At 54.0% G+C, this 14,757-nt stretch carries 14 protein-coding genes; 12 read left to right on the top strand and 2 right to left on the bottom strand.

What is annotated here, in order from left to right; all coding sequences use genetic code 11:
• Positions 1-70 precede the first annotated feature (70 nt).
• The 6 genes from D3H35_RS22345 to D3H35_RS22325 all read left to right on the top strand — a co-directional run bounded on the left by D3H35_RS22345 (position 71) and on the right by D3H35_RS22325 (position 5,795).
• Positions 71-934, top strand: a complete 864-nt coding sequence (locus D3H35_RS22345) for an AraC family transcriptional regulator (protein ID WP_119151408.1) — start codon at positions 71-73, stop codon at positions 932-934.
• Positions 935-962: 28 nt separating this feature from the next.
• A complete protein-coding gene (locus D3H35_RS22340) occupies positions 963-1,754 on the top strand; it encodes a transglutaminase domain-containing protein (RefSeq protein ID WP_119151407.1) in 792 nt (263 codons plus the stop codon).
• A 3-nt stretch (positions 1,755-1,757) separates the two neighbouring features.
• Positions 1,758-3,191, top strand: coding sequence for an excinuclease ABC subunit UvrA (locus D3H35_RS32780; protein ID WP_233568091.1), 1,434 nt, complete (start codon positions 1,758-1,760; stop codon positions 3,189-3,191).
• Positions 3,098-4,231, top strand: a complete 1,134-nt coding sequence (locus D3H35_RS32775) for an excinuclease ABC subunit UvrA (RefSeq protein WP_233568090.1) — start codon at positions 3,098-3,100, stop codon at positions 4,229-4,231. Before D3H35_RS32780 ends, D3H35_RS32775 begins: the two co-directional genes overlap by 94 nt.
• Positions 4,228-5,001 (top strand): gluzincin family metallopeptidase, encoded by a 774-nt coding sequence (locus tag D3H35_RS22330; RefSeq protein WP_119151406.1) that lies wholly within the window; start codon positions 4,228-4,230, stop codon positions 4,999-5,001. Before D3H35_RS32775 ends, D3H35_RS22330 begins: the two co-directional genes overlap by 4 nt.
• A gap of 338 nt (positions 5,002-5,339) precedes the next feature.
• Positions 5,340-5,795, top strand: coding sequence for a GNAT family N-acetyltransferase (locus tag D3H35_RS22325; RefSeq protein WP_325050132.1), 456 nt, complete (start codon positions 5,340-5,342; stop codon positions 5,793-5,795).
• A 982-nt stretch (positions 5,796-6,777) separates the two neighbouring features.
• Here D3H35_RS22325 and D3H35_RS22320 read toward each other — a convergent pair.
• Positions 6,778-8,343: an MDR family MFS transporter gene (locus tag D3H35_RS22320; protein ID WP_119151405.1), complete on the bottom strand. Its 1,566-nt coding sequence runs from the start codon at positions 8,341-8,343 to the stop codon at positions 6,778-6,780.
• A 126-nt stretch (positions 8,344-8,469) separates the two neighbouring features.
• Between D3H35_RS22320 and D3H35_RS22315 the strand changes: the two genes are divergently transcribed.
• From D3H35_RS22315 to D3H35_RS22290, 6 genes are all read left to right on the top strand, one after another.
• The gene (locus D3H35_RS22315; protein WP_119151404.1) at positions 8,470-9,387 is read left to right on the top strand and encodes a helix-turn-helix transcriptional regulator; all 918 of its coding nucleotides are present in this window, start codon (positions 8,470-8,472) and stop codon (positions 9,385-9,387) included.
• A gap of 166 nt (positions 9,388-9,553) precedes the next feature.
• Positions 9,554-10,309: an AAA family ATPase gene (locus D3H35_RS32770; RefSeq protein WP_119151403.1), complete on the top strand. Its 756-nt coding sequence runs from the start codon at positions 9,554-9,556 to the stop codon at positions 10,307-10,309.
• Positions 10,216-11,295, top strand: coding sequence for an AAA family ATPase (locus tag D3H35_RS33660; protein WP_119151402.1), 1,080 nt, complete (start codon positions 10,216-10,218; stop codon positions 11,293-11,295). The genes D3H35_RS32770 and D3H35_RS33660 overlap by 94 nt, the downstream gene beginning before the upstream one ends.
• Positions 11,296-11,425: 130 nt before the next feature.
• Positions 11,426-12,130 carry a DNA alkylation repair protein gene (locus tag D3H35_RS22300; protein ID WP_233568089.1) on the top strand — a complete coding sequence of 235 codons (705 nt, stop codon included), beginning with the start codon at positions 11,426-11,428 and terminating at the stop codon, positions 12,128-12,130.
• A gap of 24 nt (positions 12,131-12,154) precedes the next feature.
• On the top strand, positions 12,155-13,087 hold the full coding sequence (locus D3H35_RS22295) for a phosphotransferase family protein (protein ID WP_233568088.1): 933 nt from the start codon (positions 12,155-12,157) through the stop codon (positions 13,085-13,087).
• 141 nt (positions 13,088-13,228) lie between these two features.
• Entirely contained in the window at positions 13,229-13,687 is a 459-nt protein-coding gene (locus tag D3H35_RS22290; protein ID WP_119151401.1) for an OsmC family protein, read from the top strand.
• 64 nt (positions 13,688-13,751) lie between these two features.
• Here D3H35_RS22290 and D3H35_RS22285 read toward each other — a convergent pair whose 3' ends face one another.
• Complete coding sequence (locus D3H35_RS22285) at positions 13,752-14,675, bottom strand: phosphotransferase (RefSeq protein ID WP_119151400.1); 924 nt, start codon at positions 14,673-14,675, stop codon at positions 13,752-13,754.
• Between the last annotated feature and the right edge of the window lie 82 nt (positions 14,676-14,757).

Here is a 14,757-nt window from a genome sequence, read left to right as displayed (position 1 = left end):
ATCAAATAAGGAACGAAGAAATCATGTAAGATAAGACTAAACAAACCCTTTGGCCAAAGGATAAAGCGCAATGAACGATTACACCCGGGTTCAAAACGCGATAGAGTTCATCGAAAATCGGCTTCATGAGGATGTGGATATGAAGGAAATTGCCGCGCAGGCTTGCTTTTCGGCCTTTCATTTTCAGCGGCTCTTTCACCTCATTACCGGATTTACGGTCCATGAATATATCCGCAAGAGAAGGCTGTCGGAAGCGGCGAAGGTCGTCAAGGAAACGAACGGGAGTTTGCTGGATATCGCGCTATCATGCCGATACGGCTCTCACGAAGCGTTCACTCGCTCCTTCGCCGGCTTCTTCGGGGTGACTCCCGCAGAATACCGGAAGAACGACTATCGATTGAATATGCAGAACAAAGTCGACTTTCGGGACTATTCAGGTAGAGCGAACGAAGAGACGAAGCTGCGCAAGCCCGATCTCGTTCGGCTGGAGCCTATGAAGATTGTGGGTCATGAATACAAAACCAGCTTGAACAACGGCAGCTACTTCGCGGACATTCCCGGATTTTACGACCACTTCGGAGTGAACGGATATTACGAGCGAATTACCGATCGCGCCAAGCCCGATTTTCCATATGGCATCGGAGCATACTATGAAGATAACGGCGATTTCTCGTTCATTATAGGCGAAGAAGTCCATTCATTCGGCAATCGGGAGACGGGCTTCGTCCATTTCGAAATACCCGGGGGAACCTATGCGGAATTCAAGGCGAACGGCGCTCCCGAATTCAACCAGAGCTTGTGGCGATACATTTACGGGACATGGCTGCCCAATTCCAATTATGAGCGGAGAGAGGGTCCCGATTTCGAGGTGACGGATGTCCGTCATTCCGTTCCCGGCTGTTTAGCTATGAAGATCTATATCCCTATTCAATAAAAATGCCAGTGGAGGCCGTGATCGAGCGATGAGCACCGCGTATGCCCAATTGACGAGAACGACCGACCCGGGGGAGCTGGTCGATCTTTACGAGGGTCTTCCCGAGGATTTGCCGTCGCTGTGCCGTCTCATCAAGGCGCAGCTTATACACCCCGACAATACCGACCGATTCAAGCATTCGTTAAAGTCCGCCAAAAGAGAAGACGCGCGATTCGATACGGTTGCCGATATGCTCGAAGCTCTGGAAGAGCGCAATGCGAACGGACTTCTTATGGATCGCGCTCCGAATGAACGGCTTATTTTATCGTGCCGCTACCACGCGTTGCTTCTTCTATCGATATTGCGCTCCCGGAACGTTCCGGCAAGATGCCGGGTCGGGTTCGCCAGCTATCTCTCCGACCGCGCGGCCAAGCATGTGGATCATTGGATATGCGAGGTGTGGAACGACCGGGAAGAGCGATGGGTGCTTGTGGACCCGGATCGGGAGATCGTCGACATTCGGGAAGGCTTCATATTGGCGGGGGATGCCTGGTTAATGGCCCGCAATAACGAAATCAATCCGCGTCTGTTCGGAGCCAAGACGTCATGGGGACTCTCGTATATCCGCAACAATCTGTGTCACGATATGAGCGCGATTTTGGGCCGGGAGCCGCGTTATTGGGATTTTCCTCCGATAGGAAAACAAGCGATTGACGGTTCCAATGAGGAAGCGCTGCAGCTGTTGGACGAGCTGGCGATTTATTTGCAGGATCCCGATGCGAATATCGCTTCGGTTCGCAGGCTCCATGCGGAGAATGCTTGTCTTCAATACGAGGAATGATCAATGAACCCAAAGGATAATGCTATGAACACTATCGAAGTGTACAACGCAAGGCTGCATAACCTCCGCAACGTCCGCGTTTCCATTCCCAAAAATCGGTTCGTCGTCGTTACGGGAGTAAGCGGCTCGGGGAAATCCAGCTTTATTTTCGATACGCTTCACAAGGAAGGCCAGAGAGTCTACTTGGAGGCATCGGGGATCAGCCACGACAGCTTCGGTTGGGACTCCTTCGATTACATAGAAGGCTTGAGTCCAACGATTGCGGCTAGGCAAAGAACGGTCAGCTCCATCAATCCTCGCTCGACGGTCGGGACGACTACGCGTCTTCTGAACCTGCTGGCGAATGTCTATGCGCAAGAGGGCGTCAGCGCAAGCGAAACGGGTCGCGACCGGGGTCGGGAAGATCGGCTGCCGGGGATGTTCATGTTCAATTCTCCCCACGGCGCCTGCCCGCAATGCGACGGAAGAGGAAGCGTTACCGAGGTCAATTTCCGGCATCTTTGGCCGGATGCTTCCGCTTCGCTGGAGCAGTGGCACGATCTCGCCTATCGGTTCCCGAACAAGACGAAGGAAGCGAAAGCTTATATTGCCGGAAGGCTGGACAACTTCGCGGCAGCTTACGGCTGCTCGACGGATACGCCGTTCTCGGCGTTGTCGGAGGAAGCCAGAAGCGTCTTCTTAACCTATCGTCCGAGACGCACGCAATCGAAGAAGGAGAAGCCTCTTATCTTCTACGGCGTAGAAGTCGTTATCGAAGAGAAAATAAAGAAGATCGATTTCAAACGGTTTCCCGAGCTGCAAATTAAGAGAGCGTGTCCAAGCTGCCAAGGCTATCGCATAAGCAGGCAAGCGTTCGATATCCGGCTTGAGAACCGGCATATCGGGGAGCTATGCCTCATGGACGCGCTCGAATTGAAGGAGTTCATCGCTCGCTATCGGGCCTCCAGAGCCGGCAGCCCCTTTACGAATCATATTTTGCAAGAAATGGCGAGGAAGCTGGAATGTTTGGAGACGGTCGGGCTGTCCCACTTGAACCTGTATCGGGAAACTCCTACGTTAAGCGGCGGAGAAGCGCAGCGGCTTCATATTATGTCTCATTTGACGGCGAGAATGAACTCGATCGTTTATATTTTCGACGAGCCGACGGCCGGGCTGCACGAGACGGAGAAAGCGAAGCTTATTGAAAGCTTCCTGCGCTTGAAAGAGCAGGGCAATACGGTCATCGTGGTCGAGCATGACGAGAGCGTCATCCGGCGCGCCGAGCATATTATCGATTTCGGGCCGATGGCGGGCAAGCTCGGCGGCGAAGTCCGGTACCAGGGCGACTACGACGGCTTCGCGAGATGCGGCGAATCCCTGACGGCCGCCTATCTGAAGCAGAAGAGCCAACCGGTCAAGAGCTATCGTTTCGTCCGCGACGAGGCTTCCCCAAGCTGACGATTCGGAATGCGAGAACGCACAATCTTAAGAACGTGACGGCGGATATTCCTCTGCGTGCTATCGTAGGAGTATGCGGAGTGTCGGGCAGCGGCAAAAGCTCCTTGATTATCGACTCTCTGCTGCCCGGACTACACGCGTCTTTTCAAGAGAAAGCGGGAGCGCGGGAAGACGAGGGGGAGGATGGGGAAGGAGAGATCGGCTTCGTTCCGCCGCAAGCGGAGGTTGAAGGGGTCGAGCATTTGGACGGCTATTGCGTCGTCACGCAAAGATTGGCAAGAAGATTCGAGAGCTCCTGCGTAGCTACGTATTTGGGCGTATGGGATGGAGTTCGAAAAATGTTCGCGGCGCAAGCTGAGGCGCTGGAGCAAGGATTCGACGCGGGCTTCTTCTCCTTCAATTCGACAGGCTCCTGTCCGGCCTGCAACGGAAGCGGAGTCGTGAAGAGATGGCTTGGGAGCTTGCCTGTTCAGGATAGATGCTCGGCTTGCGAGGGCAAGCGGTTCAAGCGGGCAGTATTGGAGATTCGCTGCAACGGCTATACGATAGCGGATTATTTGGAGATGTCCGTATCCGAGGCGCTTGTCGCGCTGAATGAATTTCCCCGCATTCGGAAGCTGCTCGGCACGATCGAGGATTTGGGAATGGGCTATATGGGCTTGGGACAAAGCCTGACGACCTTGAGCGGCGGGGAAGCGCAACGGTTGAAGCTAGCGAAGGAATTGGGCAAGAACAAAAAAGGCCGCTATTTGTACGTTCTGGACGAGCCGACGGTAGGTCTGAGCTACTACGATGCGGAAAAGCTGCTCGTTCTGCTTAATCAATTGGTAACCGACAATCATTCCGTTCTCGTGATCGAGCACGATCCTTACGTGTTGTCCTATTGCGATTATTTGATCGAATTGGGACCGGAGGGAGGCCCCAAGGGAGGAACCATTATCGCGGAAGGAACGCCGGAAGAATGGAGGATGCAGGCTCGATTGCCGCTAGGGCTCGGGGGCGTGTCGGACTCAAACCGGATGGAAGGCGACGCGAGATGAAGTGGAATCGATTCGTGGGGGCAAGTCTGATCGCATTATTGATTTTCGCTACGGCTTGCTCGGGAGATGGGACCGATAAGACTGCGTCGGCGGAATTGCCGTTAATCAAGGAAACGGATCACGGTTTATTTTATAGTCCGGATTTGCCTGAGAATGTTAACCGTGTAATTACGATTCTGTCGGAAGCCTTTGAATCGAATTACAGTCGGATCGCTAAGCTATTCGACTATGAGCTTTCTGACAAGACTTCGATCTACGTATATACGGACAAGAGCGAATTTCAAACGATGATGGGCCGGGCGACTGAAGGGTCTTATGTAGCTTCCGAGAAGATTATTAAGGTATATACGCCAGCCAATCTGGACGATCCCGAGACGCGGGAGGAATATACCGATCAAATCGTTCACGAGTTTGTTCATGCCGTCATTCAACAAATCAATCCGAGCGTCGGGCGAGTGAAGTGGCTCGACGAAGGGGCTGCGTACTACGCGTCCAATCAGCTTGGAAAAGAACTTCAACGAAGGGCCGTTTTCTTTGATCTGCCGACGCTTGAGCAATTGAAGAGTCCCGATTATTTTGACGAGGCTGGCAGCGCGGCTTACTTTTACTGCGGAACGTTCGTTCAATATATGGCCGATACGTATGGAGCCGATGCTTTGAACAGGATCGTCAGAAATCCCAAGCAGATCGAGCGGATTTTGAATAATTCATTCGAGAAATTATACGAGCAATGGAAAATACAAATGAGCAAACCTCCATCTTCGCTGTAAAAGCGGGAGCGGAGGTTTGTTTTTTTTCTACAAAAGTCCCACGCTTTATGCGGGTTTAGCAATTGTGGTACAATCGATACAAACATCAGTTCGCATTCGTGAGGAGAACCTATGAAAATACGCAGTCCGAGAAAAGGAAATCACGGACGATGGGGAAGGGAAGGAATTTTTCGATCGAAGCAAAGAAATCATCTACAGGACGGGAAAAGACGAGGCGGACGAAGCTGCCCTTATGAGACTCTTATTTATAAAGTGAATTAGCGAACTCTATTATTCATTTGTTCAATTCAAGTCTCGTTACTATACTAGGGGTGTACATAAAAAACTAGCAGAAGGGTGTGGGGCTGAACGTGATCCGGGAGATGACCATTCATGACTACGATCAGATGATTGAATTATGGAGCTCCATCGATGGACTGGCATTGAGCGAAGCCGATTCCAGACAAAATATTGAAATGTATCTGAACAGAAACAGCAGGCTCAGCTATGTGTACGAAGCGGAAGGGGACATCGTCGGAACTATACTCAGCGGGCATGACGGCCGGAGAGGGTATATTTATCACGTTGCCGTGAAGCAGGAATTCAGAAAGCAAGGAATCGCTCAAAGGCTGGTGGATTTAAGCATGGGCAGGCTGAAGGAAGAGGGCATCGATAAATGCCACATCTTCGTTCTGGACGATAATGAAGCAGGCCAACAATTCTGGAGCAGAACGGGTTGGGACAAAAGAAGCGGTTTTTCGGTGTATTCAAAAGATGGAGCTGCCCCGCAAAGTCTGGAAGGACCAGAGAGATAGCTCCATTAAAGTGTGATCGAGCGCGCCAACAGTGGTATGAGATCCCGTACATGCGGCGGAAAGTGTGATCGGGCGCGCCAACAGTGGTATGAGATCCCGTACATGCGGCGGAAAGTGTGGTCGAACGCGCCAACAGTGGTACGAGATCCCATACATGCGGCGGAAAGTGTGGTCGGGCGCGCCAACAGTGGTACGAGATCCCGTACATGCGGCGGAAAGTGTGGTCGAGCGCGCCAACAGTGGTACGAGATTCCGTACATGCGGCGGAAAGTGTGGTCGAGCGCGCCAACAGTGGTACGAGATCCCATACATGCGGCGGAAAGTGTGGTCGAGCTCGCCAACAGTGGTACGAGATCCCGTACATGCGGCGGAAAGTGTGGTCGAGCGCGCCAACAGTGGTACGAGATTCCGTACATGCGTCGGAAAGTGTGGTCGAGCGCGCCAACAGTGGTACGAGATCCCATACATGCGGCGGAAAGTGTGATCGGGCGCGCCAACAGTGGTATGAGATCCCGTACATGCGGCGGAAAGTGTGATCGAGCGCGCCAACAGTGGTACGAGATTCCGTACATGCGGCGGAAAGTGTGATCGGGCGCGCCAACAGTGGTACGAGATTCCGTACATGCGGCGGAAAGTGTGATCGAGCGCGCCAACAGTGGTATGAGATCCCGTACATGCGGCGGAAAGTGTGATCGGGCGCGCCAACAGTGGTATGAGATCCCGTACATGCGGCGGAAAGTGTGGTCGAACGCGCCAACAGTGGTACGAGATCCCATACATGCGTCGGAAAGTGTGGTCGAGCGCGCCAACAGTGGTACGAGATCCCGTACATGCGGCGGAAATTGTGGTCGAGCGCGCCAACAGTGGTACGAGATTCCGTACATGCGGCGGAAAGTGTGGTCGAGCGCGCCAACAGTGGTACGAGATTCCGTACATGCGGCGGAAAGTGTGATCGAACGCGCCAACAGTGGTACGAGATTCCTTATGCGTTGCCTTCCAGTCCTCCCAGAGCAGGTTCCGGCCGCGGGCTCCGGCTCGCAACTGACGGCTCGGCTTCATGCTTCTCCTTGCCCATCAGGAAAGCGACAGCCAGAGCGAGCAGAGCCGGAACAAGGCTCCAGGCAAAGGCATCGAGGATGGAGGAAGAGAGGCCATTCGTTATTCTGCTCAACGCCTCCGGCGGAATTTGGGCGCGGGTCGCAGGGTTCATCAGAGAATGCGGGTCGCTCAAGTTAAGATCGCGAGCGAGCGACGCTTGATCGCTTCCCGCGAAAGCTTCGGTCAACTTCCGCGACATCGAGTGATTTTGCAGAATGCCGAACACGGTAATGCCCAGCATCATTCCGAAGGAGCGAAGAAAGCCGAGCGTAGAGTTCGCCGCCCCCCGTTGATTGAGCGGGAACGAATGGATGACGGAATTGCTTAATACGGAGAAGGAAGCGCCAATCCCGAGGCCAATCATGATCATGTAGACGGTAATGACCAACCGGGACGAATCCGGCGTCAAAGTCGTCAGGAGCGCGAAGCCCGCCGCAAGGACGAACAAGGGAGGAATCATGATCGAACGGTATGAAAACTTCGATATGAGCATACCGCCCATCGTCGCGGTAACGACGGTTCCCAGCATCATCGGAAGAAGAATGAGGCCGGAATTCGTAGCCGTGCCTCCTAGAACGCCTTGAACGAAAATCGGAATGTAGACGGAAGCCGTAATGAATGCGGCTCCGCTAAGAAGCGCCAGCGCGTTGCTGGTGGCGAACAGACGATTCTTGAACATTTGGAACGAGATGATAGGTTCCTTGGCGCGCTTCTCCGCGTACAGGAAGACGGCGGTCAGAAGAACGAATCCCGCGAACAGTCCTTCGATTTGAACGGAGTCCCAGGCGTATTGCTTGCCGCCAAGCTCCATGGCGAATATGAGGCAGACGATCGCTCCGACCAGGGAAATTGCGCCCGCCCAGTCGATTTGCTGCTTGGAATGCTCGCGGGATTCCTTGTAGAAGAGAGCAATCATCCCGGTGGAGACTAGTCCGATCGGCAGGTTGATGTAGAAAATCCATTGCCAAGCGATATGATCGGTTATATACGCCCCGAGGAGCGGACCGAAGATGCTCGATAATCCGAACACAGCGCCGAACAGGCCGCTAAGCTTCCCCCGTTGATCCGATGGCACGGCGTCGAACATAATCGTGAACACGATCGGCAGCAAAGCTCCGGCTCCGATTCCTTGAACGGCCCGGTACACGCTTAATTGCACCATGGAGTCAGCCGTTCCGCACAGGATGGAGCCCAGCATGAACATGACGATCCCGAAGATGAAAAATCTTTTGCGCCCATACATATCCGACAGCTTCCCGAAAATCGGCATTCCCGCCATCTCGGCCACCATATAGGCGGACGTCGCCCACACGAATTTATCGAAGCCTCCCAGCTCGCCGATAATAGAGCCCATCGCGGTCGCCATGATTGAATTATCCATCGATGCCATCAGAATGGCGAGAAGAAGACCGGCGATAACGAACCCCTGCTTATTTTGCTTTCCGCTCATAGATATTTTTTTCCTTCCACTTGGAATGTCTTTTCTATTCCTCTTCATAGTAAGGGTCGATATATGACAGCATTATGTCTGAGTTTCAGCCTGCCTTAAAAAAAGAATTAGGATGGGAGGGACGGTATGAAGCTCGAGCGCCTAATATCCATGATCTACATGCTTCTTAACAACGAGATTATTTCGGCTTCCGAGCTGGCGGACAAATACAAGGTATCCCAAAGGACGATCTATCGGGATATCGAGGCGATTTGCGCGGCAGGCATTCCGGTCGTATCCTACCAGGGAGTGAACGGCGGCTACGGAATTATAGAAGAATACAAAATGGACAAAAGCTTGCTGGGCTCCTACGATGTGGGGTCGCTGATTACGCTGCTTCAAAGCATGTCGACCGTATTCAAGGACGAGAAGGCGATGGAAACCGTCCGCAGGCTGCAAACCATTCGCAAGGATAACGGAGCGCCGAGCCTGTCCATGGAAATCGGCAATCGCAGGGTAAGCAATCAGGGTCTTCGCCTTCTTAGAACGGCTATTACGGCCAGGCAGCTCGTGCGATTCGATTACATTGACGCCAAGAATGAAAGGACGAACCGTCGCGTCGAGCCGGTCAGCCTCTTGTATAAAAATCACACCTGGTACTTGTACGGCTATTGCCGAACGCGCGAGGATTACCGAGAGTTTAAGCTGTCGCGCATGATGGAGCTGGCCTCGCTGCCCGAAGTTTTTCAGCGTGCTCACGACGCGGCTCCGAGCAACAACGCCTATGAGTGGATGGAGCGGCACCGACGCGCCGAGGTCGTCCTGAATGTGTCGGCCAATTCGCTCGCCAAGGCGATGGACGCCTTTTACGATGCGACAAGAAACTTTAATGAAGACGGTTCTTTAACGCTAATCTTGAAGATAGACGATATCGCCGCGTCCGACTGGCTGATCTCGATTCTATTAAGCTTCGGAGAAGGGGTGGAGATTGTGGAGCCCCGGGAGCTTAGACGGCAATTCAAGGCAAAGCTCGAAAAAATGATCGGTCGATATTCGGAAAGCTGACGGCAGGAGCGGCGTAACCAAAAAGTAATATTCGAAGAGGCGAGCGGGACGTTCTATTCCGCGCCGATTGAAATAGATGTTATCAAGCCAAGTAAATTTCATAGACGGCGACGAAGAAAAATAGGGCAGTCACACGTTTCCATTCCATCGCAAAGGGAGCGAGGCCATGAGCAGTTACCGGTGGATCAAGTGGCGCAGATTGCTTCTCAAGCTTGCCGTCCTCGCCGCAATCGGAGGGGGGATGTGGGCGGGCGCGCCGACGTCGTGGAGCATTGCGGTCAGCTTGCTCGGCATTGCTATGAATCTTCTGTTCGCCGTGCTGTTCATCATTATCCAGTTCGCGGCGCTGTTCTGGTTCCTTGCGCGAGGGCGCACGTACTGGATTCTGCCCGGGGAGACGGGCGCGACATGGGACGACTACCGGGGTAATCCCGAGATCGTCGAGAACGCCAAGCGTATCGTCACGCTGCTTCGGGGCGTCAAGGCGTTCAAGGATATGGGCGGCGAAGCAATCCGGGGTTTGCTGCTCTGCGGACCGCCCGGTACCGGTAAATCGTACTTGGCCCAGGTCATCGCTAACGAAGCTCAGGTTCCCTTTGCCTATGCCTCGGCTCCCAGCTTTCAGAATATGTTCTTCGGCGTCGGCAATTTGAAAGTGATGAGGCTGTACAAGAAAGCCCGCAAGCTCGCCAAGATATACGGCGCGTGCATTATCTTCATCGACGAGGTCGACGCGATCGGGATGAAGAGGCAAGCGGGAGGCATGGGGGCGGCGGCATGTTCGGGATGGGGGGCGGCTCGGGCCTGCTCAACGAGCTGCTTCTGCAGATGGATCCGCCGAACATCGACGGCTCCAGGATCGCGAAGCTGCTGCGGACGCTCGGCTTGCGGCGCAGGAAGGCGGAGCGCCCGGCCGTACTGACGATTGCCGCGACCAACCTGCCGGATGTGCTCGACGATGCGCTGCTGCGGCCAGGCCGGTTCGACCGGAAGCTGTGGGTCGACTCTCCCGACTATGACGGGCGCGTGGACGTGTTCCAATATTATCTTCGGAAGGTGAAGCTGGACGCCACTCTTACTCCCGAGCTTGCAGCGCTCGATACGGTCGGCTACAGTCCGGCCCAGATTAAGCACATCGTCAACGAGTCGGTCGTCATCGCCCATCAGCGGGGCGCTCCATTGGCAGGGTACGAGGATTTCAGAGTCGCCATGGAAACCTACGAGTGGGGGCTTAAGCAGCCGCTTCGCTCCATGAGCGAGGACGAGAAGCGGAACGTCGCTTATCATGAGGCCGGCCATGCGGTAGCCCAATATTTGCTGAAGCCGCACGACAGGGTATGGAAGGTGACGATCATTCGCCGCGGCGGAGCGCTCGGGCTTGCAGCTACGAAGCCGATGAGCGAACGGTATAACCGCAGCGATAGCGAGATTCTCGCGGAAATTCAGGTGTGCTTGGCGGCACGCGCGGCGGAAGAGACATTTCTGGGCAAAAAATTAAACGGCGTGACTTCCGACCTCCAGCAGGCAACGGAGCTGGCCGGAGTTTACTTGGGCATGTTGGGGATGGGCGACGAGCTGTTCAGTTGGCAAGCGTCCGGGGGTACGAGGGCGGATGCGCTCAAGGCGCTCCGGCCGAGGATCAACGAGCTGCTCCGGGATCAGATGCTTCAAGTGAAAAAGCTCGTTCTGGAGCACGCCGAGTTCATACATGTCATCTCGGAGGAGCTGTTGAAGCGCGGGGATTTGACCGGCGAGGAAATCGAAATGATCTATTCGGAGCTGTACGGGCGCAGCCGGCCGGTGCCGCCGGCGATCAACTGGCGGAACATCTCCGATTTGCCGGATGCCGAAGCGACTACCGCGGCGGCGTTGGAAGAAGCGGGAGACGATCCGGCAAGCAAGCCGTAGTTATCCAAATACCGCAGCCAAAGGACCGGAAGGCTTCGTACATATCGAGGCTATCCGGTTCTTTCGTTATGGTAAAATAGTAAAGATCAGGAATACAGACGATAGACAATCATAGGGAGATGACATAGCCGTGAGCGGAATCGAAGAGACGATTAAAGCTTTGCAAATGGAGTTCGAACGACACCGCGATCCGTCCGCCGCCGAGGCGATGGAGGGATATATGCGCGGGCAGTTTCCCTTTTTCGGCATCAAGGCTCCGCTGCGCAGGGAGCTGATGAAAGCGTTCTTGGCCGAGCATTCGCCATCCAAGGAATTGATTTGGCTGCTATGGAATTTACCGGAGCGGGAATACGCGGCGCTCGCGGTCGACCTGCTCTTCAAAATTAGGAAGCAGCTGGAGCCGGCCGACATTGCGCTGGTCGAACGATGCATCGTGACCAAGTCCTGGTGGGATACCGTGGACGGCATCGCTTCCAGCGTCGTCGGCTACCTGTTCGACAGGTTCCCCGAGCTGCGCGACGAATACGCGGAGCGCTGGATTCGATCGGACAACTTCTGGCTCAATAGGACAGCGATTCTATTCCAGCTCAGATACAAGGAGAAGACGGACGAGCGTCGGCTCTATGACTATGTTCGTCGGCATGCGGGCTCATCGGAGTTCTTCCTGCAGAAGGCCATTGGATGGGCGCTCCGGGAATATGCGAAGACGAGTCCGGCTTCGGTCGTCCGCTTCGTCGGGGCGCATGAATGGAAGCCGTTGAGCCGCAGGGAAGCGTTGAAAAATATCGACGAGTCCGCTTTAGCGGAACAAGCGGAACAAGAGACAAGCCGCTAATTGACGAAAGAATGGATGGGTTCTATGCCAACGAACAATGATGCGTTGCCCGATAACGTCTTGAAATGGGTACTGAACGCCGTGCATCCCAAAGCCGCCTATCGGGAATCCCGGCAGCTGCAAGGGGGAATTTCCTCTCTGGTTCACGGCGTTTCGTTGGATGTTCACGGAGAGGAAATCAACGTTGTGCTTCGCCAGTTCGACAATGCGGACTGGGTACGGAATCAACCCGATGTAGCTCTGCGCGAAGCGGAAAGCTTGCGCCGGGCAGCCCGGGCAGCCGGTGCAGATACGCCGCGGCTTATCGCCTTCGATGAAACGGGCAGCCAGTGCGGCGCGCCGGCGCTGTTAATGTCGCGACTGGAAGGCCATGTCGTATTGGATCCGCCCGACTTTCCCCAATGGTTGGACGGCATGGCGCGAGCGATTGTCCGAATCCACGCCGTGGAGCCGGACGATTTCCCATGGACGTACTCGCCGTACACCGATTCTTCTACGCTTGATACCTCATCTTGGTCGAAGCATCCCGACAAGTGGCAAGCCGGGGTCGCTATCGTGAAGGGTAGCCGTCCGAAGTTCGCGAACCGGTTCATTCACAGGGATTTTCATCCGGCCAACATCTTATGGTCCGGAGGCGAAGTCAGCGGAATCGTCGATTGGGTCAATGGCTGCATCGGCCCGGCCGGTATCGACGTCGGACATTGCCGCGTCAACCTGGCGCAATTGCACGGTGTAGAGGCTGCGGACGAATTTCTGGCTCGCTATCGGAGTCATGCCGGCGACGCTTTTGTCTACGATCCCTATTGGGACCTCGTTGTTTTGCTAGACTATGCCTACGGTCCGCCGCCCGAAATCTATGCGGGGTGGACGGCTCTAGGCATGACCGGGCTTACGAACGAGATGATGAGGGAACGGTTGGACGAGTATTTGCTAAGTCTATTGAACCGTGTCGATTAGTACGCGGAATGGACTCGCCGGTTACTTGGCGATTGACAGTATTCTCTCCCGAATATAAAATACATATAATACATAGTGGAAAAGTTGGTTTTACGGATGAGCAAGTCGAAAATCAACCCATTCATCAAAGGAGAGAAGAACATGGCTGCTGTACAAACCTTCAAAGCAACGGCGCATCTGCAAGACGGAGTGAAAGTCATAACCCGTTCCCGACAATTCGAGCTGATCATCGACGAGCCCAAAAGCTTGGGCGGAACGGATACGGGTTTGAATCCGGTCGAAGCGCTTCTTGCCTCGTTAGGCGCATGCCAATCGATCGTAGCCAGAGTTTATGCAAGCAAATTCGGTATCGAGCTTGACGATTTTCGCGTAGAGGTAGAAGGAGACATCGATCTTGACGGGTTTTTCAACAAATCCGACGTTCGCCCGGGCTACTCGGATATCCGATATTCGTTCTATATCAGAACCAATTCGCCGCGAGACAAGGTGGAGGAGTTCGTTCAATTCCTGGAGAGCAAATGCCCGGTTGGAGATACGATCGCCAATCCGGTCAATCTTAAGCTTGACAGCATCATTATCGAAGAGCCGATCCAAGCCTGATTAAATCCGCCCCCCTCGGCCGAAGCCTGGGGGTGGGTGGCCAATCCCATCCTACCGTCTTCCCTCACTGACGTTCCCCTTCTTCCTCCGCTTCTTTTACAAGCTTCTCCACTTGATTCATTAAATCGGGTATCCACGCATCCGAGCCCGGAATAGCTGCCGTCCCCCCGTAAACAAGCCATCTCAGAGTTTTGACCAGCCAGCACAAACCGCCGATTCGTATGTGCCAGTTCAACTGCTCAATGGATAAATCGTTGCCGGCTTCACTGAGGAATGCCGACAAGATTTCCTCCCGCGATACGCCGCTCCAAGTACGAGCGTCGGCAATCAAGCAATATAGATCGCCGAGATGAGGGCTTAAATACGCAATGGACCAATCGATCGGCAATATGCCGTCCGCTTGAACCAAGAGATTTTTAGCCTGATAATCATGATGCACGAGCGTAAGAGGAGAAGTTCGATACAGCTTGGCGAGATCGTATGGGAATGTGTTTTTTAGTTTTGCAAGCGCAATGCGTTCGGAGAGACAGGGCGATTGAAGAAGATCGTCCAGCAGAGCAAGGAAGTCTTCGACGGATACCGTGTGCGAACGTATGACGCGGCCGGGGATATTTCTTGCCAGATTAGCCGCTGCCGTTGCGCGCAGATTGGCTAATTCCCTGGCAGCCTCCAGAAAATAGCGGGGGTACGGCTGCTGCTCCAAATTATATTTTCCGGCATCCTCCATTACCATGACTGTACTGCCATTTGCTTCGAAAAACTCAAAGATTTCTGGAGCCTTTATCTGCAACTGGCTCACTAGCTGCCGATAAATGACCGCTTCCCCGGCCATTTCTTTTCCTCCCCATTTGATAATGCGGGTTTCGCCGGTTTTCAGTATGGCCCGATAAACTTCGGACAACGACCACTGTCTCAGAAGCGACCATTCGGCGACTTCGTCCAGCATAGGCATGAACAAGCGATAAGCGGATAAACATTCCGGAATCATGCATGAATTCCCCCTGTATGGAATGGATGATTTCAAGGGAAATTTTTACACAAAAGGTTCCGAAAATATAGACTTATAATTT

This window comes from Cohnella faecalis (genome assembly GCF_003570905.1).
GTDB lineage: Bacteria > Bacillota > Bacilli > Paenibacillales > Paenibacillaceae > Cohnella > Cohnella faecalis.
Note: the sequence above shows the minus strand (reverse complement) of the source record. Positions and strands in the feature narration are given on the sequence as shown.